The following is a 24,617-nucleotide window of genomic DNA, read 5'->3' on the forward strand; positions in this document are numbered from 1 at the left end:
CGCAATGATTGTAGTCGCGCTAGTTGGCGCTAACCAATCCCGGAAATGTGCGAAGGTAATCAACAAATTGCGCGTTTGCACCCTGGTTTCGTAATTCTTGTTCGTCGACCGGCATTGTGGACATCTCATAAAAGAGGTTTTGCTGGACTTGTTTCGGAAAGTCAGCGCACAAAATTGCAGCGCGGCCGATGGTCACGAAGTCACAACCCGCTTCGATAAGGCCGCTCGCATCGGCGGCGCTCGTGATTTTGCCAGCTACGCCAAGCCTGACATTCCCACGGGGAATCTCTGTAAAATAGCTCAGCAAGCTTTGGCCCCGGTGAGCTTCATCGTGCGGCTCTTTGGTTGCGTCCCACAACGACATATCCAGATAATCGATCTTGTCATTGCGCATGATTTCGGTGGCGAGGTCCCGAACCTCGTCCAACTTCATTCCGAACCGTTCCGGGGAAAGCCGTAGACCAATTTGAAAATCCGAACGGCAACGAGCGCGGATTCCGTCAATGACGTCTAAAAGCAGCCGGGCGCGGTTTTCGAGGCTGCCGCCATATTGATCTGTACGTCGGTTTATGACTGGCGAAAGAAACTGCGCAAGAACGTAGCCATGCGCGCCGTGGACTTCGACTCCATCAAACCCTGCCTTTTCAGAACGCAACGCCGCCAATATGAAATCTTCTCTCAACCGCTCGATTTCGCCTATATTCAGGGCTCTGGCGTCATTATTTGAACCGTCCGACGGAGACACTGGCTTACCCACTAGTTCGGGTGAGGCGCGGTCGCCGCCGTGGTATAGTTGTACTGCAGATATCGCACCGTTGGCGCGAAGTGTCGCAGCGAGTTTGGTTAACCCCGCGATATGATAGTCATCATAGATGCCAAGCTGTCCAAGAAACCCTTGCCCTACGTGCTGCACAGAGGCCGCTGCGGTCCTGATTAAGCCGAAACCGCCTGCCGCCCTCATCGCGAGCCAATTGATTTCATCCAAAGAAAGAGAACCATCGGCATAGCTTTGTTGGTTGGTGATCGGAGCCAGCACCAACCGATTTTTCATTGCAGGACCTCTCGATAGCGAGAGCGGCTCAAACAATCTTGATTCTGGCATAGGAAGGCCTCTTATGGCGGTAGGGCGCCGGTGAATTGTCAACAACCGAGCCCACTGCAAAGCCGCCCCTTGAAGAACGCGATCCAGAAGGCTCTGCAAAGATGGTCAAAACCACCGCGAGCCTTCACCGGAGCCAGCCCTCAGTTCTAGCGCGCGAGTAGTCCCCCATCGATGACCAGTTCGGCACCAGTGACGAAGCGGGCCTCGTCCGAGGCCAAATAGACGCAGCCCCACGCAATGTCTTCGGGAACCCCGGGGCGGCCGCCAGGCTGAAGTTTGTTGAAGCTCGCCTGTGCAGCATCGACATCCTCAGCTTTGTTGATGATGTTCTGCACAATGGGGGTGTCGATGTAACCCGGGTGGATCGAATTTGATCGAATGCCTTGGCCAATATAGTCCAGCGCGACCGACTTCGAGAAATTGCGCACCGCGCCCTTCGATGCAGCATAGGCGGCGAATTGGGGGCCGGCGACAATCCCGAACGCCGAGGAAATGTTGATGATCGATCCGCCGCCCGCTTCGATCATGTGCGGGATGGCGTATTTGCTGAACAGGAACACACCGCGCGCGTTGATTGCGAAGGTTTTGTCCCAATGCTCAGCCGAAATATCGCCTGCCGCGCCCATTCCGGCTACGCCGGCACAGGCAACAATCGTGTCGAGCTTGCCAAATGCCGAGACCGCGGCGTCTATCGCTGAAACAATTTGGTCCTCGACGGAAACATCACATTTCTGAAATTTGATCGCTTCGGGCTTGCTCTTGATGAGTTCAGCAAGCTTCTCATCGAGAGGCTCCTGGAGATCCGCGACGATAACACTTGCGCCTTCCGATACGAAGAGGCGCGCCGCTGCCGCACCGATGCCCGAGGCGCCGCCGGAAATTACGGCCACTTTGCCATTTAGTCTGTCTGCCATCATCTTGTCCTTCATTAAAATTGTGCGCGCGTCAGACCTAGTAGCGGAAGCTTACACTGACGCCGTAGGTGGCGGGCTTGCCGGCATAGCGCTGAATGGTGTCGAACGCGGCAACCACATTGTTCCAATAATATTCGTTGCCCACATTCTTGCCCCAGACGGACACTCGCCAGCTGTCGTCAGCCGCTGCCACGCCAGCGCGGAGATCGATCAGAACATAGTCGTCGATGCCGAAAACGGTCGTGACTGGCGAAGTGACTCCCGCGGGATTGGTTTCGCCGCCGATCGTCGCCACCGTTTTAGACCGGAAATTCAAACTCGTGCCCAGAAAGGCGTTCAACGAGTCGGAAACAGGGAACTCATAATCGATGTTACTGCCGAACTGATATTTCGGCGTGTACGGGACATTTGCGCCGGCAAAATTGGCCGAAATGCCGCCTGAGTTGATGCCGGTGAATTCTTTGATGGTGGCGTCGAGATAGGTGAATGTGTTGTTGATCACGAGGCCCTGCGTCGGCCGGATGCTCATCTCGATTTCGAAGCCCTTGACGTCCGACTTCGGAATATTTTGAAGCACGTCCAAAATTCCGAAATTCGGATCTACGAACTTCGACCGCAGCTGCTTGTTGGTGTAATCATAATAGAAGACCGCACCGTTCAGTTGCAGCGTCCGATCGAGCAGCGTGGCTTTGAACCCTGCCTCATAAGACTGCACAGACTCCTGCACTACCGGGAGATACTGGCTAAAGAGCGAGGCCGAGAGCGTCGGATAGCTGCCGGCCTTATAGCCTTTCGCTACGTTGGCATAGAGAAGGACGTCGTCCACCGGCTTGTAATCCAGACCCACGCGCCACGAAAAATTGTCCTCTTTCAGCGTGTCGGTGAAGCGGCCGGATGCGCCAGGTGCAACCCCGTTGTACGTGTCCGGCGTATTGTTGATCTGGTAGCATTGCCCGGCATATGGCCCCAACGCTCCGCCGAAAAGCACATCGTAGAACAGGGGGCCGGTGTTTATGGGACTGCCGCTGTCGTCGAACCCGCACTCGCTGGCGTCGGTCCGCGACTTGGTATAGCGGCCACCCAGCTTCACTGTCAGTTGGCCGATATCATATTCGATGTTCGCGAAGCCGGCATAATTCTCCATCTTTTGATCGTTGGAGTAGGATAGCGAGAAGAACGGGTAACCGAACGATCCATAAAGGCCTCTGACGGAAACGTCAGGAAACGATAGATCGATAAGTTCATTGACCTTGCTGCGCTCATAGTTTGCGCCGACGACCCAACGAAAGTCCGACCCGCTATTGTTCGAAATCCTGAGTTCTTGGTTGAAGCTCTTGATCCGGCCGATGTTATTGACAAGGTCGAGCGTCGAAAGCGGAAGGCCATCGCCCTCATCACCCTGCCGTTGCTTATAATCGACATAAGACGTGAGCGAGGTCAGCGTGACGTCGTCGCTCACGTCGAATTCGGTACGAAGGGTCGCTTGTCCAAGCCTGTTGCTGCGCCGGGGGACGCCGGGAGTCCAGTCAGCTGCTTGCGGCCGCTCCGGCGAAAACTGCGCTGCTGCCAATTGGGGTGTCACGAACGCAGGCACTTGCGGAAACAGCGCAATATACTGGGGCGCTTGCGTTTCGCTATTATCCTTCCAGCCATTGATATTCAATTTGAAACGCAGCCGCTCGGTCGGCTCAAAATCAATCAACAGGCGGCCCATATAGTTTTCGACCTTGCCGTTCCGGTCCCCCGGTCGCGAGTTGCTGATCTGCCAGCCGTCGGCGCGTTCGATCCGGCCGGCGAGGCGCGCACTCAGCGTCGAGGAGATCGGACCGCTGATAAAGGCATCGGCAACGACCTCGTTGAAGCGACCATAGGAGATGCTGCCGCCCGCACTCAATTCGTTAGTCGGCTTGGCAGCGATATAATTGATCGCGCCGCCGGTGGCGTTCTGGCCGAACAGGGTGCCCTGAGGGCCCTTCAGAATTTCGACCCGCTCCAGGTCAAACGCCGAGTGGGACGAAAGGACCGGAAACGCGAGCGGCGCCTCGTCCACATATGTGCTGACGGTCGGATAAGCACCAATCGACGTTTCGTAAAAGCCGACGCCGCGCAGAGTGTACACCGGTGTGCCGTTCGCGCTGTTGGTAAAGGAGAGGCTGGGTGTCGCGTTTGCAAGATCCGCCAGCGAGTTGATCTGCCGGTTCTGCAGCGCATCCCCTGAAACCACCGCGACGGTGATGCCGACGTCGTTCAAGCGCTGCTCGCGCTTGTTGGCGGTGACCACAATGTCACCCGAGTCTGGCGCCTGATTGGCAGTTTCAACCTCAACCGGCTGCTGGGAGGGGGTATCGGCAGCGGGCGCGACGGCTTGGGCATGCGCCTGGCCGGCAAAGGCAATAGCAGCGATACTGGCACCCAAAAGCGCACGATTGATATGGTTCATTGAAGCTCTCCCTAGATTTTATTTTTGTGAAACCGATCCCCCGAAACCTACGGGAGAGAAATTTTCCCGAGGATCGGCACGAACCGGCGTTCGTGCCGATCGGTATTAGTCAGCGATAATGGGACAGTTGATGCGCGACTTGCACCGGCGCGCTGCCGGGCAATCAATGGGCCTTTGCGTTGATAAGGCATCCGAGCGCTCATTCGTCCTCTCCCACCTCAATCTGCGTTGAATGTGATTCGTCATATCTAATACGCTAGCTAGGCGCAAGCAAGTTTCTAAATCGCGGAAATTCCGCCGTCGATCTTGAATTCAGCTGCGGTGATGAAACGGCTCTCGTCCGACGCCAGGTACAAGACCGCATAAGCAACGTCGTCGGGGCCACCGAGGCGACCCAGTGGAACCTGTTTAGCCAGACGTGCAAGCGTTGCCGCCTCGTCGCGATCCCCGCGCAGATCGTCGAGCATCGGCGTGCGAATGAAGGTCGGGTGGATCGAATTGCAGCGGATGTCCCACCCCTTTTTGGCCGCGAGCAGCGCGACCGATTTGGTGAGGAGCCACACCGCAGCTTTCGAGGCATTATAGGCGGCAAGGTTCGGAGACGCCATCAAACCAGAGATGGACGACAGATTGATGATCGAGGCTGGCTGGCTCTCGCGCAACATTGGCAATGCCAGCTTACAACCCAAGAAAACGCTGTCGGTATTGACCTGCATAACGTGATGCCATTGCTCGAGATTGAGGTCCTCGATCGATCCTGTCCGCACCATCCCTGCGTTGTTGACGAGCACAGAGAGTCCCTGCATGCGGCGCTGGGCTTGGTCGATTGCCGCTTCCCAATCATCGACCTTTGTCGCGTCCTGTCGGAAGCCCCAGGCAACTTCGCTACCCATCTCTAGGTTGATCGAATCGGCGACCCCCTGCGCCCCGGCTTCATTGATATCCGTCAGCAGAACCTGAGCGCCATGCCGCGCAAGCATTTGCGCCGAAGCGGCACCCAATCCTTGCGCCGCGCCGGTCACAAGAGCTTTCTTACCGCGAACGCGCCCCATCAAATTCATTGCCGTGACTCCAATCTACTTGTCACCGCGACAATGCGATACTAGTGTGTGACAAGCAAGTGGAGAGAGCAATGCAAAATCAATTGGCCAACGGCCCGGCGACGAACACGTCGCGGGACAAGAAACCCGCCTATCGTCCGCGTACCGCGATCATCGGAGCCGGCGCTGCCGGCATGATGCAGGCGATCAAACTGCGCGAGGCGGGCCTCGACAATCTGGTCATTTATGAAAAGGCCAACGAAGTCGGCGGCACCTGGCGCGAAAACCGATATCCCGGCATCGCCTGCGACGTGCCCGCGCACCACTATAATTATTCGTTCGAGCACAACCCCGGCTGGAGCCACCGGCTTGCGTTGGGCCCGGAAATCCAGTCCTATATGATCAGGATCGCCGACAAATATGACCTTCGGCGCGATATCGTGTTCGGCGCCAAGGTAACGAAGGCGGACTTCGACGGTCAGCAATGGCATCTCGAGATGTCGAACGGTCAGCGCGACACCGTCGACTTCCTGATTGCGGCAACGGGCCCGCTACATGTTCCGGCCTTCCCGGATATCGAAGGAATCCATAGTTTCAAGGGGACCAAGTTCCACACGGCGGAGTGGCTCGACGGCATCGACCTCTCGGAGAAGCGGGTCGGAATAATTGGGAGCGGCTCGACCGGAACGCAGGCCATCTCCGCCATTGCCAATCAAGGGGTCAATCTGAAGGCCTTTATCCGCACGCCGCAGTGGGTGTTTCCATTGCCAAATCGCCGGTTCGGTAAAACGGAGCGCGCCATCGTCCGCGCCTTTCCTTTCATCGGGCGCATGGCGGGCAGCTTTTACGGTTGGTTCTTCGAGCGCGTTTTTGCTGAAGCGGTCATCAAAGAGGGTTGGCAGCGCAAATTTCTGTCCGCCATGTGCAAATGGCATCTTGGCCGCGTCAAGGATCCGGTGCTGCGCGAGAAACTGACTCCCACCGATGAGCCGCTTTGCAAGCGTATGGTCATGTCCACATTATTCTACCCAGCCGTGGCTCGCCCCAATGTGGAGATCGTGCGCGACGGGATCGTGCGTGCAACAGAGAAAGGCTTGCTGGACGAGTCGGGACATTTGCACGAACTCGATGTGATCATTTTCGCGACCGGGTTCCATGCGCGTGCCTACCATCGGCCAATCGAGCTGACCAACGCCCGCGGCGAATCGCTGACCGAAGTGTGGAAGAAACAAACTGGCGCGCATCTGTCGGTCCACGTGCCGGGGTTCCCGAACTTCATGCTCGTCGGCGGGCCACATTCGCCGCGCGGCAATTTCAGCGCGATCGCTTATTCGGAAGCGATCGTCGACCATATCGTCAAGATCATCCGCTATTGCGCGGACAACGGATTTCATTCGATCGAGGCCCGGCCGGAAGCAATGGCACAGTTCCGCGAACGCGTGCTCTCGGCCGTCCCGAAGACGATTTGGAACACGGGCTGCAAGAACTGGTATCTGGACGAAAAGGGCATGCCCGAAAACTGGACCGGGACGCCGGACGAATATCGCGACATTCTCCGCGATCCGAACTACCAGGAATTCAACCTCGCAACTTGACCGCGTGCGATCAGGCGATGCGGCTCACGACCCTGTCCGGCTCGCCGATGACCTGAATCATCGCGTCACGAAAATCATGCAATGCGCTCTCGAACTCGATGACGTCCGGGTTCGCGAGCCATTGATAAACGAGGCCGAAGAAGAAAGACGTATATTGAAGCGCCACGCGGCTTGGATCGACGGTCTGCTTGATGGTCTGCTCAGCGATGCCTTGACTGATATAACGAGCAATCGCCCTGCGATAGGCGGCATGCTGTTCGGCGAGGCGGTCGCGCATCACGGTACTGCTCCCCACCGTCTCATAGTATAGGATGAACATGGCGCGGATATAATCCGAATTATCGTTCATGAAGTCGATGATGCTATCGTTCGCGGCATCGAAGGCCTCCAGCCCGGTCTTGCTGCCCACCAGGGCGCTGCTCTCTTTCTTCCAGCGCTCGTTGAAAACGTGGATCAACTCGGCGAACAGCTCGTCTTTTGAGCCGAAGCGGTTGCTCGCCAGCCCGCGGCTGTAACCGGCAAGCTCGCCGACCTCGCGAAGCGTGGTGTTATGGGTTCCGCGCTCCAGCACGAGCGCCATTGCCGCTTCCAGCATCCGTCCGTCCGAAATAGCTGTACGTTCCGCCTGGGTGAGGCGCGGCGCCTTGTTGCTTGCCCTGCTGGCCGGTTTCAGCCTTCGCATTTGTACCAACTTACCGTCCTTTGTTTTTAGATTTGCGTTAGCTCTAGTCCACTCGCTTGTTTCGAGCAAGCTAAGTGATGGCCGGAAGCGGGTGGTCCAAATTGCTTGCGTCGGCGACAGCTTTCAACGCGCCGCAGGCTTGATTCCTAGCGACGAACCAAGCCGATCGGCCCCCTCCGCTTGAGCGCCGATGTCGCCGGACCGGGTGCCAGCGCGAGACGAACTTGCATGTCGCCTCGGTGGAAAGACGAATAGTCGTGTCGCCCACGCATGCAACGAGCGGTTGCAATTTGAACGCATCGAACGTGGGCTGGATCAACCTCATTTCGCGCCCGGCGTCCTCATCCCCGATGGACCGAAAATTGAAGATAGGGCGGCCTTTCGTTTTACGACGCGTGGCACCAAGCAGGTCGCGCGACGCATTGCCCCCGACGCCAGATCGACAGCCGAGCTGCCCGCCCAATGAAAATTCGACACTTGCTTGCTTGTGGCTAGCAAGCTAAACGGGAGATATCGGCCGTGAGTGTCGCTATTGAGAGGGTTTCTTCGGGTGACTGAACTCGCCAACTTAGCGGATTCGACGGGTGCCATGCCCGTTCGAGAGGGCCACCGGTTTGACGAAGCGAGCCTTGCGCACTGGATGAGCGCCAATGTCGACGGTTATGAAGGTCCCATTAGCGTCCGGCAATTTCGGGGCGGCCAATCCAACCCCACCTATCTGGTCGCCACGCCGTCACGGTCTTACGTTCTTCGTCGCCAGCCATCGGGGTTGCTGTTGAAGGGTGCACATGCCGTCGATCGCGAGGCGGCGGTGCAAGCCGCTCTCGCCAAAACGGGCGTTCCCGTGGCGCAGATTTTCGGAACCTGCCTCGACCCCGAAGTTATCGGCACGATGTTTTACCTGATGGAACTGGTCGACGGGCGAATCTTTTGGGACGCCACCTTTCCCGATGTCGGCACGGGTGATCGACCGGACTATTTCCGGGCCATGAACTCGGCGATCGCGAACCTGCACGCGCTGAATCCCAATCAGATTGGCCTGGGCGGCTTCGGGCGGCCGACGGGCTATGTCGAACGCCAGATCAAACGGCTTTCCGAGCAGTATATGGCCGATACGGTCGCCGGCCGGGATCCGAACATGGACCGGGTGATTGCATGGCTTGACCATGCCAGGCCGCGAAATCCCGAGCGAGTGGCCGTCGTGCACGGCGACTTTCGCTGCGACAATCTCATTTTTCACCCGACCGAGCCGCGGATCGTCGCCGTGCTCGATTGGGAACTGGCGACGCTCGGGCATCCGCTCGCTGATTTTGCCTATCACGCGATGATGTATCGCATGCCCAGTCACATCGTTGCCGGACTGGCGGGCGCCGATCTCGCCACGTTGAACGCGCCGAGCGAAGAGGAATATCTCGCGCTGTATGCCGGGAGCACGGGTATCGCGGATACTTCCGACTACGACTTCTTCCTGGCCTTTTCCTTCTTCCGGCTGTCCGCCATCATCCACGGCATCAAGGGCCGTCTGGCAAGGGGGACTGCGGCGTCGCCGGAAGCTGCCGAGCGTGTCAAGGCGCTGCCTGAACTGGCCGAACTCGCTTGGGGACAGGCTCGCCGCGCCGGCGCCCCGGCCTCATGAGGAACTAGCGTGGACATCACTCAAAGCGCGCGAAGCCTTGCCCTGCAACGCCGACTGCAGGATTTCATGGCCGAGCACCTCTATCCGGTCGAGCGCGAGCTGTATCTGGCCGCCGAACGCCTCGGCCCTTGGGCGATCTATCCCGATATCGAGGATCTCAAGGCGCGTGCGCGCGCCGAAGGCTTGTGGAATCTGTTTCTCCCGGCCTCGCACGATGCGCGCGGGCTCAGCAACGTCGAATATGCCCCGCTATGCGCGGCGATGGGCCGCTCGCTTTTTGCCCCGGAAATCTTCAACTGTTCCGCGCCCGATACGGGCAATATGGAAACCCTCCTGCTGTTCGGCACCGATCAACAGAAGGCGCGCTACCTTGAGCCGCTTCTCGCCGGGGAGACACGATCGGCTTTTGCCATGACCGAGCCCGAAGTCGCATCTTCCGACGCGACCAATATCGCTTCGGAAATATCGCGCGACGGCGACGACTATGTCATTAACGGCCGCAAATGGTACACCACCGGCGCGACCGACCCGCGCTGCGCCTTCTTCATTTTCATGGGCCGAACGGGCGATGCGGCAACCGACCGGCACAAGGCGCAGTCCATGATCCTTGTCCCGCGCGACGCCGCCGGTGTCCGGGTCGTTCGGGCCTTGCCCGTGCTGGGCTTTTACGGCGTTCCCGATCGTTCGGCAGAAGTTGTGTTCGAGAATGTGCGCGTGCCCGCAGCCAATATGCTGCTCGGCGAAGGCCGCGGTTTCGAGATCGCGCAGGGTAGGCTTGGGCCCGGCCGCATCCATCATTGCATGCGACTGATCGGGCTCAGCGAGCGGATCGTGGAGCGGATGTGCCGCCGCGCGACCGAGCGAGTAGCCTTTGGCAGTCCGTTGTCGGAACAGAGCGTCACCTTGGAGCGGATCGCGCAATCGAGAATTTTGATCGATCAGGCGCGACTGTTGACGATGCGTGCCGCCTGGATGATGGATACCGTCGGCAACAAGGCCGCGCGCCAGGAGATCGCGATGATCAAGGTGGCCGCGCCTGCCATGGCACAACAGGTGGTCGATTGGGCCATTCAGCTCTTTGGCGGTGGTGGAACGAACAACGATCATTTCCTTGCCGCCGCCTTCGCGACATCTCGGCTGCTGCGATTGGCCGACGGTCCCGATGAGGTCCACCGCAACCAGATTGCCAAGCTTGAACTGCGCCGCCACGCCGCCGGTGACGGCAGGTCGGAAGGCTCGACCGCGCGAGGACTCACGCTCGCCGAAGCCGATGCCGTAGCGGCGGCCAGCCTTTGGCCGGCGCCTCCCGGCGAAACACGTCCCCGATCCGACGGTGCCGGGCAGATTTCGACGTCGCCATGAGACCCGGTCGGAATTTGAATCCTGAAATGACAAATATGATGGGAGCGATTTATGCAGTTGTTTGACTTCGATCTCGGCGAATCGGCCGACATGATCCGGGAAACGACCCGCCGGTTCGCGGCCGATAAAATCGCGCCCCTTGCGAAAAAAATCGACGCAGACGACTGGTTTCCGCGCGACGAACTGTGGGCGAGCATGGGCGAGCTCGGTCTGCACGGCATCACTGTCGCGGAAGAATATGGCGGGCTGGGTCTTGGCTATCTCGAGCATGTGATTGCGTGCGAGGAAATCGCGCGGGCCTCGGGCGCGATCGGTCTCAGCTATGGCGCGCACACCAACCTCTGCATCAACCAGATCGCGCGCTGGGGGTCGCCCGAACAGAAGAGGAAATATTTGCCGCCGCTCATTTCGGGCGAGCATCTCGGCAGCCTCGCGATGTCGGAGGCGGGTGCGGGGTCCGACGTCGTCTCGATGAAATTGAAAGCGGATGCCGTGCAGGGCGGATACGTCCTTAACGGCACGAAATTCTGGATCACCAATGCGACCTACGCCGACACGCTTGTCGTTTACGCCAAGACCGGGGAAGGCAGCGGTGGCATCACGGCCTTTATCATCGAGAAGGATATGCCGGGTTTCTCGATCGGTCAGAAGATCGACAAGATGGGCATGCGTGGCTCGCCGACTGCCGAACTGGTGTTCGACGATTGCGAAGTGCCCGAGGAGAATGCCCTGGGACCGGTGAACGGCGGCGTCGGCGTGCTGATGAGTGGGCTGGATTTCGAACGCGCGGTTCTGGCCGGCATCCCTCTGGGCATCATGCAGGCCTGTCTCGACGTCGTTTTGCCTTATGTGCGGGAACGCAAGCAATTCGGTAAGCCGATCGGCGAGTTCCAGCTCATGCAGGCGAAAATTGCTGACATGTACGTCGCACTCAATTCATCGCGGGCCTATGTGTATGCGGTGGCGAAAAGCTGCGATGCAGGCCGCACGACTCGATTTGATGCCGCGTCCGCATTGTTATTGGCCGCTGAAAACACGGAGCGTGTGGCGAGTGAGGCGGTCCAGGCGCTCGGCGGTGCAGGCTACACCAAGGATTGGCCGGTTGAGCGTCTCTATCGCGACGCAAAGCTCCTCGGCATCGGTGGTGGCACAAACGAGATTCGGCGGATGCTGATCGGTCGCGAACTTATCGGCGCAGCCTGACGCGTGGCACGATAAGCAGCTCAGCGACCTCAGAGCATCCAAGGGCGGCGGGCACAATTGTGTCCGCCTGCCCCGCCCTTGCCGATATATCCGGTCTGGTACGCCGACAACGCGCCAGCCTCCCTCGACAACTCGTCGCCGCCGCCGCGGATTGCGGCGATCAGGCAGCGTCTCCGTTGGTCCCAGCGACAAATAACTTGGACTAGCTTGCGGCAAGCAAGTCTTGACCGTGCGACAGGCGGCAGCTATTGCCGACCGATAAGAGTCGCGCTCCCGACGAGCAGAAGCGAATGAAAGAGGATGCCGATGTTTGGCTTATGTCTGGATCAACTGACCAGGCCGAAATTCGGCCGGAACGATGCTGCGATTGTCGGAACGAAGTCGGGCTGTCTCCAGGCAAGCGTGAGGTTCGGGCTTTGAACGCGCCGGTCGAATCAACGCAATCGCAGTCAGCGCCGACTGAGGGTTATAAGAACTCACCCGTCAGTTTGGGGCTTCAACCCTCTCCGGCCGTCACCGAGGGGATCGGGCGTGTGGCTCTCGGCGATCTGCTTCGTCGTTCGGCGCGTCGCTTCCGCGACAAGGAGGCGGTGGTTACGCCATCGGGCACCATCACTTTCGGCGAGCTCGACGACAAAGCCAACCGCTGCGCTAATATGTTGCTCGATAAGGGCGCAAAGCCCGGCGACCGGATCGCGACCATCTGTGCGAACAGTATCGACTTCATCGTCGTCATCTTTGGAATTCACAAGGCGGGGCTGGTCTGGGTTCCCATCAACCCCGTCCTGTCGGCGGACGACCGGGCCTATATCCTCGGCCATACCGAGACGGTAATTGTCATTACCGATGCGGACGTGGGTCATGCGGTCCCGGGCGGCTCTAACGGCGCCCCGTTGGTGCTGACGCTCGGTTCCAGTTTTGATGTCGGACTTTCGACCGCATCCGACGTCGAACCCGAGCTGCCAATTCACGAACGTGATCTGACGATGATCATGTACACGAGCGGGACGACATCGCGCCCCAAGGGCGTCATGCACTGCAATCTGGCCGTCTATGCCACGGTCATGTGCAACATCGGCGAATGGATGGTCACGCGCGACGACCGCATCCTGATCGTCTTGCCCCTGTTCCATGTGTCGGCGCATTGCCTGCTGACGACATTCCTCACCGCCGGCGCAACCGTCGTGCTCCACAACGGCTTCGAACCCGGACAGGTGCTGACAACGATCGATCAGCAAAAGGTGAGCTTTTTCGTCGGGCTGCCGATGATGTACGCCGCGATGATGGAGCATCCGGTCCGCGACACGGTGGACCTCGCATCGCTGCGCTACTGCATTTACGCGATGGCCCCCATGCCCGGACCTTTGCTGCGGCGCCTGCTGGTCGAGTTTTGCCCGACCTTTGTCCTGTCGTCGGGCCAAACCGAAATGTACCCGAGCACGATGATGCTGCGTCCGGAGCAGCAGTTGCTCAAGGAGGGCAATTATTGGGGCGAGCCGTCGATCGTCAACGATGTCGCGATCATGGCGGAGGACGGCACGCTGCTGCCGCATGGCGAGGTTGGCGAAATCGTGCATCGCGGTCCAAACGTCATGCTCGGCTATTACAAGGATGAGGCTGCAACCGCTGAATCGCGGCGCTTCGGCTGGCATCACACCGGCGATCTTGGCGTTATCGACGATGATGGCCAATTGCTGTTCCTCGACCGCCTGAAGGATATCATCAAAAGCGGCGGCGAGAATGTTTCATCGGTCAAGGTCGAGCAGGTCCTGCTGCAATGCCATCTGATCGCGAACGCCGCAGTGATTGGCGTGCCGCACCCGCGCTGGCAGGAAGCCGTCGTGGCGGTCATCATGTTGAAGCCCGGGGAAACCGCCGAATCCTGGCACATCCACATGTATTGCCGCGAGATGCTCGCGCCACACGAAGTGCCCAAGGCCTTCGAGTTCGTCGACGATCTTCCGCTCACCGCGACCTCCAAGCTGCGCAAGGTCGAGCTGCGCAATCGCTTCATCAATTTGTTCGGAGGCTGATCGTGGCGAGTATTGAAAGCATGGCCATCGCCGAAAGCGAAGCGTTCAAGCATAACCGCGCGACGCACCTGGAACTGATCGGGGACTTTCGGGCGCTCGAAGCCAAGGTGCTGGCGGCGTCCGCCCGCGCCGGTCCCAAATTCGCCAAGCGCGGACAATTGCTGCCGCGCGATCGAGTCGCTTTGCTTCTCGACCGCGATGCCCCATTTCTGGAGCTGTCGACGCTGGCCGGAATCGGCATGCACGATGATGACGGCGTCGAGAACGTCTATGGGGGCGGCGTCATCGCCGGGATCGGTTTCGTCTCAGGCGTCCGCGCGATGGTGTTCGCGAGTGACGCCGGCATCAAGGGCGGCGCTGCGCATCCGATGGGCATCAAGAAGCAGCTGCGCGTTCAGGACATCGCGATCGAAAACAAGCTGCCCTATATCCAGCTGGTCGAAAGCGCGGGCGCGAACCTCAATCTGCAGGCCGAAATGTTCGTCGAGGGCGGCCGCACCTTTGCGAACCTCTCGCGCATGTCCGCGCTCGGCCTGCCGACGATCACGGTGGTCCACGGCTCATCGACGGCGGGCGGCGCATATCAGGTTGGCCTCTCCGATTATGTCATCATGATTCGCGGCCGCTCCAAGGTGTTTCTTGCCGGCCCGCCTTTGCTCAAGGCGGCGACGGGTGAAATTGCCCGCGATGAAGACCTCGGCGGCGCCGAGTTGCACACCCGGATGACAGGGGTCGGCGACTATCTGGCAGAAAGCGATGCCGACGGGCTGCGCCAGGCGCGCGAAGTTCTTGCAAAGCTGCGATGGGATCGATGCCTGCCGGCGCCTGCCAAGCCCGGTCCCCGCTACGACAGCGAAGAATTGCTCGGGATCGTCTCCCCCGACTACCGCAAACCCTATGACGTGCACGAAGTCATCGCCCGCATCGTCGACGACAGCGATTTCACCGCGTTCAAGGCGGAATATGGGCCACAGACCGTTTGCGGTCACGCCCGGATCGAAGGCCGTGAGCTTGGCATCATCGGCAACAACGGGCCGATCGATGCGCAGGGCGCAACCAAGGCCGCGCAGTTCATCCAGCTCTGTTGCCAATCGCGAACGCCGCTGCTCTTCCTCCAGAACACGACCGGGTTCATGGTCGGGGTGGAGGCGGAAACGTCGGGCATCGTCAAACATGGATCGAAGCTGATCCAGGCGGTAACCAACGCGTCGGTGCCAAAGGTCACCATCCAGATCGGCGCGAGTTTCGGGGCTGGCGCCTATGCGATGTGCGGACGGGCGTTCGGTCCGCGCTTCATCTTTTCATGGCCCAACAATCGCTTGTCGGTGATGGGCGGAGAACAGGCGGCAAAGGTCCTGACGATCGTTGCCGAAGACGGTGCCGCGGCGCGCGGGGTCGAGCCCGACCATGCCGGATTGGCGGCGATGTCAGAAAAGCTGATCGCGCAATATGAGCGCGAAGGCGAGGCGCTGTTTGCGACTGCGCGCCTCTGGGACGACGGCATCATCGACCCGCGCGACACGCGCCGGGTCGTGGTCTTCTGCCTGGACACCTGCACCGAGGGCGATGCCCGCGAGCCGGCGCGAAACAATTTCGGGATTGCGCGGCTGTGACCGGGGGCATGATCGATACCCCGCAGATGTCGGTGTTGAAGCTGGAGCAACGCGGTGGCGCGCTCTTCGCAACGATCGACGATCCGGCGACGCGAAACGCGATCTCCGACCCGCTGCTGGCCGATTTCGACCTGCTGTTCTCGCGTTATCGCGGCGCCCCGGCCGTTCGCGCCCTCGTGCTGCAAGGCAATAGCCGGATATTTTGCGCCGGCGCCGATTTGAGCGGCAAGTCCCTGGGCGGATCGAGCGACGATCCGCATGCCGAGATGGTCGAACTATCGATCCGCGGCGCGCGCGTTTTCGGCGGCCTCCACGCCTTCCCCAAGCCGGTGATCGCGGTGGTCGAGGGCGCCGCGATGGGCGGCGGCATGGGCCTAGCCGCATGCGCCGACATCGTCCTCGCCTCGCCGGGCGCCAGCTTTGCCCTCTCCGAAGCGCGCCTTGGCCTCGTCGCGGCGCAGATCGCGCCGTTCGTGGTCGCGCGCCTCGGCCCGGCGATCACACGCCGTCTCGCATTGACCGGCAGCCGGTTCGATGCGGCGCAAGCGGCGCGCTTCGGCTTTGTCGACGAATTGCTGGCCGATCGCGCCGCGATCGATGCGCGACTCGACGTCATTCTCACCGAGATTCGCGCCTGCGCCCCTGGCGCCCTGACAGCGACGAAAGCGTTGCTCAACGGCTTGCCCGACTTCGACGCCGCCGCCTTTTCGCGATTAGCAGCTGAAGTTTTCGCTGAAGCCGTCCTCGGCGAAGGCGCCGAGGGCATTGCAGCGTTCAAAGAGAAGAGACCGCCGGCATGGGCCACGACATGAAGCCGTTTTCTAAAATCCTGATCGCCAATCGCGGCGAAATCGCGTGCCGCGTGATCCGCAGTGCCAAGGCAAAGGGCTATGCGACGGTTGCCGTTTTCAGCGACGCCGACGCTGGCGCGCGGCATGTCCTGGAAGCCGATGAAGCCTTTCGGCTGGGCGGTGGGCCGCTGCAGGAATCCTATCTGTCGGCCGAGCGGGTGCTGGCGGCGGCGCGCGCGACCGGTGCCGATGCGCTCCATCCCGGATACGGCTTCTTTTCGGAAAATGCCGATTTCGCCGAGCAGTGCGCCGCCGCGGGTATCACCTTCATCGGGCCGATGCCCGATTCGGTGCGGGTCATGGGCGACAAGGCGCGATCGAAGCGGCGGATGATCGAAGCGGGCGTGCCCTGTGTGCCGGGTTATGAGGGCGATGATCAGGACGACGCTCTGTTCGTGCGCGAGGCCGACCGGATCGGCTACCCCGTCATGGTCAAAGCCTCGGCGGGTGGTGGGGGACGCGGCATGCGCCTTGTCCATGATCGCGGCGACCTCGCGGCAGCGCTCGTCTCCGCCCGGTCGGAGGCAAAAAATGCGTTCGGCGACGATCGGCTTCTCCTTGAGCGCGCGGTCGTCGATGCGCGACATGTCGAGATTCAAGTGTTCGGCGATAGTTTCGGGTCGGTCGTGCATCTTGGAGAGCGCGACTGCTCGGTCCAGCGCCGGCACCAGAAGGTCATTGAGGAAGCGCCATCGCCTGCGGTGGACGAGGACCTGCGGCGTCGAATGGGCGACGCGGCGGTTCGCGCTGCGGCGGCAATCGATTATGTCGGGGCGGGAACCGTCGAATTCCTGCTCGGCAAGGATGGCGAATTCTACTTCCTGGAGATGAATACGCGTCTTCAGGTCGAACATCCGGTGACCGAATGTGTCACGGGCATCGACCTCGTCGATCTCCAGATCGATGTGGCGGCCGGACTGCCCCTGCCCTTTGCTCAGGACGATATTTCGATCTCAGGTCACGCGATCGAGGTCCGGTTCTACGCCGAGGACCCGCGACAGGAATTCTTGCCGCAAACCGGCGTGGCATCGATCTGGCAGCCCGCCACCGGCGACGGCGTGCGCATCGATCACGGCCTGGTGACAGGCCAGGTCATCAGTTCATTCTACGATCCGATGATCGCCAAGATCATCGCCACCGGCGCAAACCGTGACGAAGCTCTGCGGCGCCTTGTCCACGCAGTCCGCGGCACGCACTTGCTCGGCGTAGCGACCAACCGCGAGTTCCTGCTCGACGCCTTGTCGATCGATGAATTCCGGCGGGGCGATGCGACGACGGCCTTCATCGGCAAACATTATGCTGACGGCTTCAAGCCGGGCCAAGGCGACCCGGTTGCGATCCTGATTGCCGCCATCCTTGCCGCGGAAACGGCCGGACAGGGTTGGTCGTCGAATGGCAAGCAGGCGCATCAGGTCAGTCTCGCCAGCGACGGCAGCGAAACCATCGTGCGCGTAGCCCGGGCCGGGCAACGCTGGTCGGCGCAAAGCGACGCACATTCGGCGTCGATTGCTATCGTCGAACGCGGCGACACGCTGGTCCGGTTCGAGGTCGATGGGTTGCTCCGGCGGGCGGTCTATCTTTGTGACAATGATGAGATCGCGATCGATCTCGACGGGCGGGTCTATCGGTTCGAAGATACCACCTACCGTGCTCCGTCGCGCGCCAGCGCAGGCGGCGACGGGGTGCTGCGCGCACCGATGACCGGCACCATTACCGCGGTGCGGGTCGGCCAGGACCAGCTTGTAGCCCGCGGCGACGTGCTCGCGGTGCTTGAGGCGATGAAGATGGAACAGCAGATCATCGCGCCGATCGCCGGCAAAGTCACCACCGTTGCGGTCGCCGCGAACCAGCAGGTAGCGGCGCGCGACATTCTGTTCATTGTCGAGGCGGAGCCGACATGAGTCATCGCATGATCAGCATTGGCGGCGCCTCCGGCTTCTGGGGTGACAGCTCGATCGCCCTGCCCCAGCTGCTGGAGCATGACGGGCTCGACTATATCTCCTTCGACTATCTGGCCGAAGTCACGATGTCGATCCTGGCCCGCGCCCGCGCGAAGGATCCGTCGCTGGGATATGCGACCGATTTCGTCAGTCTGATGGAGCGACACTTGCCGCGGATCGCCGAACGCGGGGTGAAACTGATTGCGAATGCCGGGGGCGTCAATCCAGTGGCTTGTGCCGACGCGCTTCGGACAAAAATCGCAGCTGCCGGCTTGAACCTGCGTGTGGGCGTCGTCACCGGCGACGATCTGATCGCGATGCAGCCTGAGCTTCAGACCTGCAGGGAAATGTTTTCAGGAGCCGCGATGCCGTCGCGGCTGATGAGCCTCAATGCCTATCTGGGAGCAGCACCGATCGCGGCGGCATTGGGCGCTGGTGCCGATATTGTCATTACAGGGCGATGCGTGGACGCCGCGACCGTGCTCGGCGCATGTATTCACGAGTTCGGCTGGTCTTTGTCGGACTTCGATCGTCTGTCGGGCGGGTCGCTCGCCGGCCACATCATCGAGTGCGGAGCGCAGGCGACCGGCGGCCTCTTCACCGATTGGGAGGATGTCGGCGATTGGGCGAATATCGGCTATCCGATCGCCGTGATCGACGCGGATGGCGCTTTCGACGTCATCAAGCCGCAAGGAACCGGTGGCCTTATATCGCGCGGCACGGTTAGCGAGCAGCTCGTGTACGAGATCGGCGATCCCGCAGCCTATCTCCTGCCCGACGTCAGCTGCGACTGGCGGTCGGTCGAGATCGAAGAAACCGCTAACGGGCGGGTGCGGGTGACGGGCGCAAGCGGCCGCGCACCGACCGAAACCTACAAGGCGAGTGCGACCTGGCAGGATGGCTACCGCGTCGGCGCGACCTGGACGATCATCGGTGAAGCCGCGGCCGACAAAGCGGCCAAGGTCGGCGAGGCGGTTGTCTCGCGCGTCTCTTCACTCCTGTCCCAGGCCGGTTCAGCGCCGTTCAGCGAGACTTCGATCGAGATCATTGGCGCCGAATCGAGTTATGGCGCGAACAGCCAGGCGCGAGGCGCGCGCGAAGTGGTGCTCAAGATTGCCGCGAAGCATGCCGATCCCAAGGCGCTGGACCTGCTGGTCCGCGAATTCACCTCCGCCGGCACCTCGATGGCGCCCGGCTTTACCGGCATGGGGGGCAACCGCCCCAAGGTCATGCCGCTTGTCCGCCTCTTTTCGATCGCAGCAGAAAAGTCGACCGTCGATGCTCAGGTCAGGGTCGAAGTCGATGGGCAAGCGGTCGCCCTGCCGGATGTGGCCAAGCCGTCGTGCGCCGACGCGCCGACCAACGGCGACGGCGAGCCCGATGTGTCCGCACCGCTCGATGCGACGAACCTTACCAAAGTTCCCTTGATCCAGCTCGCGTGGGGCCGCAGCGGCGACAAGGGCAATCACGCCAATATCGGCATCATTGCGCGGAGGCCCGAATTTCTTCCCTACATCCGGCACGCGCTGCAGCCCGATGTCGTGGGCGACCTGTTCAAACATTATGCGCCCGCCGAAGTGCGGCGCTTCGACCTGCCCGGCATCCATGGCCTCAACTTCATGCTCTACGACGTTCTGGGCGGGGGCGGCATCGCATCGCTGCGCAACGATCCGCAGGGCAAGGGTTATGCGCAAATTCTGCTGGGCACTGAGATTGCCATTCCAGCCGATCTCGTCCGTTCCTGAGCTTTGGCTTCTATCTCACCATCTTACCGGAGTATCTTATGTCGATCGAAGAAAACAAAGCCCTGGTCCGGCAATTCCTGGCCAAATTCGGGAGCGGCGATGCGGACGGCCTCATCGACAGCCTGACCGACGATGCGACGTGGTGGATCGGCGGCAAGCCCGACCAGCTTCCGCAGGCTGGCCTGAAGACCAAGGACGGCATCAGTGCCGTCCTCAGAGGCATCGTCGCGAAGATCCCCGGCGGGATCGACATGCGGATCCACGGCATGATCGGTGAAGGCGACAAGGTCGCCGCCGAAGTCGAAGCGCATGGCGAGATCACCAACGGGCGCATCTATAACAATGAATATCATTTTCTGTTCACGATCCGGGATGGCCGCATCGCGGTCGTCAAAGAATATAACGACACGCTTCATCTGAAGACCATTTTCGCAGCGTGACGCCTTGCACGTTGGCGACGCGTTCGTCGCAGATCAGAAGCCTGAAAGGGAGCCGTCATTCCGATGACTAGCGCCGACACAAAGCCACAAGACAGCCCCTATGCCCTTTGGCAGCAGACGGTTTCGGCGCGGTACAGGGATCAATCCTTTGTCGCGCGCAACCGGTCGGGCGTCGAGGTCGATCCCGTTTACGGCGGCCTCGACCGGCATGGCAAAGAAGCCGAGATGCCTGGGCAATATCCCTATACGCGCGGTATCTACCCGATTCATTATCAGTTCCAGCCGTGGATGGACCTCCAGATCATTGGCTTCGGCCTGCCCTCTCAGACCCGCGAGCGGATGGACCTGCTGCTCGAGCAGGGCGGATCGAAGGGCTATTTCGATCGCGAGGCCTATAATTTCATTTTCGATATGCCCACGTCGATGGGCTATGATCCCGATCACCCCGGCGTGCGCGGCAGCATCGGCGACTGCGGCATTTCGGTCTGCAAAGCGAGCGATTACGAAGTCCTGCTGGCGGGCAAGGATCTGGCGAAGACGACCGTATCGATGGTCCTCAACGCGGGGTCGCCGGCCATGCTCGGGCTGTATCTCGCGGCGGCCAAACGCCGCGGTTTCGCGTTCGACAAGCTTGGCGGCAATCTCACCAACTATATCTGGGATTTCTTCGGCCATAGCGGCGGGACGAACTTCTCGCCGCGCGGCAGCTACCGGCTGATTGCCGACATCGCTTCCTATTGCGCCGAGCATGTGCCGCTCTGGAATCCCCTCACCATCAGCGAGCATAATATCTGCGAAGCCGGAGCCACGAACGTCCAGGCCGTTGCCTATTCGATCGCCGCGATCATTGCGGTCAACGAAGAGTGCGTGAAGCTCGGCATCGATCCGGATATCGTCGTCCCGCGCTTCGGATTTCACGTCCGCTACGGCGAGAATTTCTTCGAAGAGGTGGCGAAGACCCGCGCGCTGCGGCGGGTATATGCGAAGGTGAACCGTGAGCGGTTTGGCTGCAAGAAGAATTCTTCGCTCCAGGCCCGCATCCATGCCCAGACCGCCGGCTCGCTGCTGACGGCGCAGCAGCCGCTGAACAATCTCGTCCGCAACGCTTATGGCGCGCTGGCGGCCGTGCTGTCGGGCGCCAACGGCATGACGATCAACGCCTATGATGAGGCACTCGGCCTGCCGACCGAGGAGGCCGTGACGCTTTCGCTGCGAACCAGCCAGATCATTGCCGAGGAGACCGGCGCCGTTCATGTCTCCGACCCGTTCGGCGGTTCCTATTATGTGGAATCGCTCACCGACGACATCGAACGCCGGGTGTTCGAAATCATCGCCGACATCGACGACCGGGGCGGGCTGATCGCCTGCATCGAGTCAGGATGGATCAAGCAGCAGGTATCCGCCGCCGCGTACCAGTGGCGTCAGGAAATCGAGAGCGGTGCGCGGACGATGGTCGGCGTCAACAAATATACCACCGACGAACCTGAGCAATTTGCGGTGTTCCAGCCCGATCCGGAGGCAGCGCGCATGGCGATTGCCGATGTCGAGCGGCACCGGCTTGAGCGCGATGCTGCGCGCTGCGCGGAGGCACTGGAAGACCTCCGGCGTGCGGCGGTGGAAGTCAATGAAGGCCGGGCGATCGGATCAGTAATGGCGAACCTCGTTGGCGCCGCCGAAGCTGATGCAACGCTCGGCGAGATGCAGGCCATTCTTCACGAAGTCTTCGGGCGCAACAAATAGGAACCGATCGAGATGCAAGATAGTGCGCCAAAGCCGCGCGTCCTCCTGACCAAGAGCTTCATCGATAGTCATGACCGCGCCATTGCGACGATCGCGCTCGCATTGCGGGACGCCGCGATGGAAGTCGTGCTGATCGACTATGAGCAGCCCGAAGATGTGGTCACCGTCGCGCTTCAGGAAGACGTCGATATCATCGGGCTGAGTTTCATGTCCGGTGGCCAGGTCGAGACGACGGAGAAGATCGTCGCTGAGCTACAGCGCCGCGACGTCCCCGATTTGCCCGTTGTGGTAGGCGGGGTCATTCGTCCGTTCGACGTCGCGCCGCTGGAGGCTGTCGGCGTCAGGGAAATCTTCCGGGGCGGTGCGCCGCTCGCCGACGTGGTCGCCACGTTCGATCGCCTCGCCCGCGCCTATCGGAGCCGCGTTTGACCGGCACGCGCGCAGGCTCTGACGCGGCTTCGCTGCTGAAGGCAGTCCGCGATCGCGATCCGCTGGCGGTTGCGCGCGCCATCACCGCGATCGAGAACCGCACGGCGGCGGGAACCGAACTGGCGGTTGCGGTGCGCGGCCGTGCCAGCCTGTGCCGAACCCTTGGCGTGACTGGGCCACCAGGCGCCGGAAAATCGTCGCTCATCAATGCACTGTTGCCGGAATTGCTCCCGAGATACCGCCGCGTCGCTATCCTGACGGTCGATCCATCGAGCCCGATCAGCGGCGGTGCGGTGCTGGGCGATCGCGTTCGCATGGCGGCGCACAGCGCAAATCCCGACGTTTTCATCAGGTCGCTCGCTGCGCGCGGCCACCTCGGCGGGGTGACGCGAACCACAAGATCGGTCATGGATTTGCTGGCTGCCGCCGACATGGATCTCGTGATCGTCGAAACCGTCGGTACGGGTCAGTCAGAAGTCGAGGTTGCCAACTTGACCGATGTGAAGATCGTCATCTGCGCACCCGGCCTCGGTGACGAGATGCAGGCGATGAAGGCTGGCGTATTGGAAATCGCCGACCTGTTGGTCGTGAACAAGGCAGATCTGCCCGACGCCGCGCGAACGGCCACACATTTGAAAGCCATGCTGCACCACCGGGGCCATGATGAACGCCGGTCCATGTTGTCGGTATCGACGCTGAACCAGGATGGCCTGAAGGCGCTAGGCGACGCGATAGACGTTAGGTTCGCAGGGCTTCCGTCCGGCCCGCCCGACGCCGCAGTCGGAGGCGGGATATCGCGATCGACGCTCGCTCAGGACGTTGCCGACGCCGCTGCTGCGCTGGTGCTCGGCACGTCCGACCCCCGACTCGCCACAATAATTGAAAACATGGCGCAGGGTAGATTGTCACGGCACGAGGGCGCTACGGCTGCCTTGGGACTGCTGACCGACCTCGTCGCCTCTTTAGAAGCAAGGACCTATTCGTGAACGCTGACCTGTTTTCGCTTTCCGGGCGTGTCGCCCTTGTCACCGGCGCGTCGAGCGGCATCGGCCGGGGGCTTGCGCTCGGGCTGGCCGCGGCAGGCGCACGCGTCGTGGCGGTGGCGCGCCGCGCGGACCGCCTCGACGGCCTCGTGCGGGAAATCGAGCAGTCGGGAGGGAGTGCGCTGGCCGCGCAAGCCGATGTGACCGACGCCGAGAACATCGAGCGGGCTTTCGATGCCGCAGAGCGCGCCTATGGCACCGTGAATGTCATCGTGAGCAATGCCGGCGTCACCGATGCGCGTAATTTCCTGAAGATCGAGCCGGCGGCCCGCGATGCGGTTTTCGACACCAATTTTCGTGGCGTCTGGAATGTGGGTCAGATAGCTGCTCGCCGGCTCGTAGCGGCCAAGCAGGGCGGCTCGATCATCAACGTGGCATCGGTCTTGGGGCTGGGCGTGCAACCCGGGCTGGCGAGCTATTGTGCGTCGAAGGGCGCAGTCGTCCAGCTCACGCGCGCCATGGCGATCGATCTCGGTAAGCATAATATTCGCGTCAATGCTCTGGCACCGGGCTGGTTCAAGACCGAGTTGAACGAGGAATTTTTCGACAGCCCAACCGGCATCGAACGCATCGCGCAAATGCCTGCGCGCCGTCTCGGCAGGATCGAAGAGCTGGTCGGCCCTGTCGTCATGCTGGCAAGCGATGCGGGATCCTTCGTCAACGGCTCGGTCATTGCGGTCGACGGAGCGCTAAACGCGCTGGTCGCCTAATGGCTTGACGCCCAACGGCGGCGACGCCCCAAGCAAAGGGCGTGAAGCACTGCTCCGCCATTGCGCCTCTTTTCTTTAGCGCGATCTCCTTCCGGCCAG

19 protein-coding genes are annotated in these 24,617 nt (G+C 61.0%); 14 read left to right on the forward strand and 5 right to left on the reverse strand.

Annotation, left to right across the window (positions count from 1 at the left end; translation table 11 throughout):
* Positions 1 to 19: 19 nt before the first annotated feature.
* From CDQ91_RS06330 to CDQ91_RS06345, 4 genes are all read right to left on the reverse strand, one after another.
* Complete coding sequence (locus CDQ91_RS06330; protein WP_088471852.1) at positions 20 to 1,102, reverse strand: NADH:flavin oxidoreductase; 1,083 nt, start codon at positions 1,100 to 1,102, stop codon at positions 20 to 22.
* 146 nt (positions 1,103 to 1,248) lie between these two features.
* Positions 1,249 to 2,019, reverse strand: a complete 771-nt coding sequence (locus tag CDQ91_RS06335; protein WP_201791865.1) for a glucose 1-dehydrogenase — start codon at positions 2,017 to 2,019, stop codon at positions 1,249 to 1,251.
* Between the two features lie 34 nt (positions 2,020 to 2,053).
* The gene (locus CDQ91_RS06340; protein WP_088471853.1) at positions 2,054 to 4,456 is read right to left on the reverse strand and encodes a TonB-dependent receptor; all 2,403 of its coding nucleotides are present in this window, start codon (positions 4,454 to 4,456) and stop codon (positions 2,054 to 2,056) included.
* A 278-nt stretch (positions 4,457 to 4,734) separates the two neighbouring features.
* On the reverse strand, positions 4,735 to 5,508 hold the full coding sequence (locus tag CDQ91_RS06345; protein ID WP_088471854.1) for an SDR family oxidoreductase: 774 nt from the start codon (positions 5,506 to 5,508) through the stop codon (positions 4,735 to 4,737).
* Between the two features lie 92 nt (positions 5,509 to 5,600).
* Between CDQ91_RS06345 and CDQ91_RS06350 the strand changes: the two genes are divergently transcribed.
* Positions 5,601 to 7,091 carry a flavin-containing monooxygenase gene (locus tag CDQ91_RS06350; RefSeq protein ID WP_158213624.1) on the forward strand — a complete coding sequence of 497 codons (1,491 nt, stop codon included), beginning with the start codon at positions 5,601 to 5,603 and terminating at the stop codon, positions 7,089 to 7,091.
* A gap of 10 nt (positions 7,092 to 7,101) precedes the next feature.
* Here the strand turns inward: CDQ91_RS06350 and CDQ91_RS06355 are convergent, their stop codons facing one another.
* Positions 7,102 to 7,773: a TetR/AcrR family transcriptional regulator gene (locus CDQ91_RS06355; protein ID WP_088471856.1), complete on the reverse strand. Its 672-nt coding sequence runs from the start codon at positions 7,771 to 7,773 to the stop codon at positions 7,102 to 7,104.
* 589 nt (positions 7,774 to 8,362) lie between these two features.
* Here CDQ91_RS06355 and CDQ91_RS06360 point away from each other — a divergent pair.
* The 13 genes from CDQ91_RS06360 (at position 8,363) to CDQ91_RS06420 (ending at position 24,518) form a co-directional block, all read left to right on the forward strand.
* Complete coding sequence (locus CDQ91_RS06360; protein ID WP_088471857.1) at positions 8,363 to 9,409, forward strand: phosphotransferase; 1,047 nt, start codon at positions 8,363 to 8,365, stop codon at positions 9,407 to 9,409.
* A 9-nt stretch (positions 9,410 to 9,418) separates the two neighbouring features.
* Positions 9,419 to 10,771, forward strand: a complete 1,353-nt coding sequence (locus CDQ91_RS06365; protein ID WP_088471858.1) for an acyl-CoA dehydrogenase family protein — start codon at positions 9,419 to 9,421, stop codon at positions 10,769 to 10,771.
* A 51-nt stretch (positions 10,772 to 10,822) separates the two neighbouring features.
* On the forward strand, positions 10,823 to 11,974 hold the full coding sequence (locus tag CDQ91_RS06370; protein ID WP_088471859.1) for an acyl-CoA dehydrogenase family protein: 1,152 nt from the start codon (positions 10,823 to 10,825) through the stop codon (positions 11,972 to 11,974).
* 533 nt (positions 11,975 to 12,507) lie between these two features.
* Positions 12,508 to 14,007, forward strand: coding sequence for a class I adenylate-forming enzyme family protein (locus CDQ91_RS06375; RefSeq protein ID WP_201791866.1), 1,500 nt, complete (start codon positions 12,508 to 12,510; stop codon positions 14,005 to 14,007).
* Between the two features lie 2 nt (positions 14,008 to 14,009).
* Positions 14,010 to 15,620, forward strand: coding sequence for an acyl-CoA carboxylase subunit beta (locus CDQ91_RS06380; RefSeq protein WP_272897607.1), 1,611 nt, complete (start codon positions 14,010 to 14,012; stop codon positions 15,618 to 15,620).
* An 8-nt stretch (positions 15,621 to 15,628) separates the two neighbouring features.
* Complete coding sequence (locus CDQ91_RS06385; protein WP_088471860.1) at positions 15,629 to 16,432, forward strand: enoyl-CoA hydratase-related protein; 804 nt, start codon at positions 15,629 to 15,631, stop codon at positions 16,430 to 16,432.
* A complete protein-coding gene (locus tag CDQ91_RS06390; RefSeq protein ID WP_088471946.1) occupies positions 16,429 to 18,372 on the forward strand; it encodes an acetyl/propionyl/methylcrotonyl-CoA carboxylase subunit alpha in 1,944 nt (647 codons plus the stop codon). Before CDQ91_RS06385 ends, CDQ91_RS06390 begins: the two co-directional genes overlap by 4 nt.
* Before the next feature lie 8 nt (positions 18,373 to 18,380).
* Positions 18,381 to 20,156, forward strand: coding sequence for an acyclic terpene utilization AtuA family protein (locus tag CDQ91_RS06395; RefSeq protein ID WP_201791867.1), 1,776 nt, complete (start codon positions 18,381 to 18,383; stop codon positions 20,154 to 20,156).
* A 38-nt stretch (positions 20,157 to 20,194) separates the two neighbouring features.
* Positions 20,195 to 20,596 (forward strand): nuclear transport factor 2 family protein, encoded by a 402-nt coding sequence (locus tag CDQ91_RS06400; protein WP_088471862.1) that lies wholly within the window; start codon positions 20,195 to 20,197, stop codon positions 20,594 to 20,596.
* A 63-nt stretch (positions 20,597 to 20,659) separates the two neighbouring features.
* Entirely contained in the window at positions 20,660 to 22,336 is a 1,677-nt protein-coding gene (locus CDQ91_RS06405; RefSeq protein ID WP_088471863.1) for an acyl-CoA mutase large subunit family protein, read from the forward strand.
* A gap of 12 nt (positions 22,337 to 22,348) precedes the next feature.
* Positions 22,349 to 22,765 carry a cobalamin-dependent protein gene (locus CDQ91_RS06410; RefSeq protein WP_088471864.1) on the forward strand — a complete coding sequence of 139 codons (417 nt, stop codon included), beginning with the start codon at positions 22,349 to 22,351 and terminating at the stop codon, positions 22,763 to 22,765.
* A complete protein-coding gene (locus CDQ91_RS06415; RefSeq protein ID WP_088471865.1) occupies positions 22,762 to 23,751 on the forward strand; it encodes an ArgK/MeaB family GTPase in 990 nt (329 codons plus the stop codon). Before CDQ91_RS06410 ends, CDQ91_RS06415 begins: the two co-directional genes overlap by 4 nt.
* The gene (locus CDQ91_RS06420; protein WP_088471866.1) at positions 23,748 to 24,518 is read left to right on the forward strand and encodes an SDR family NAD(P)-dependent oxidoreductase; all 771 of its coding nucleotides are present in this window, start codon (positions 23,748 to 23,750) and stop codon (positions 24,516 to 24,518) included. The genes CDQ91_RS06415 and CDQ91_RS06420 overlap by 4 nt, the downstream gene beginning before the upstream one ends.
* Positions 24,519 to 24,617: the final 99 nt, after the last annotated feature.

Source organism: Sphingopyxis witflariensis, assembly GCF_002205635.1.
In the GTDB taxonomy this organism is placed as follows: domain Bacteria; phylum Pseudomonadota; class Alphaproteobacteria; order Sphingomonadales; family Sphingomonadaceae; genus Sphingopyxis; species Sphingopyxis witflariensis.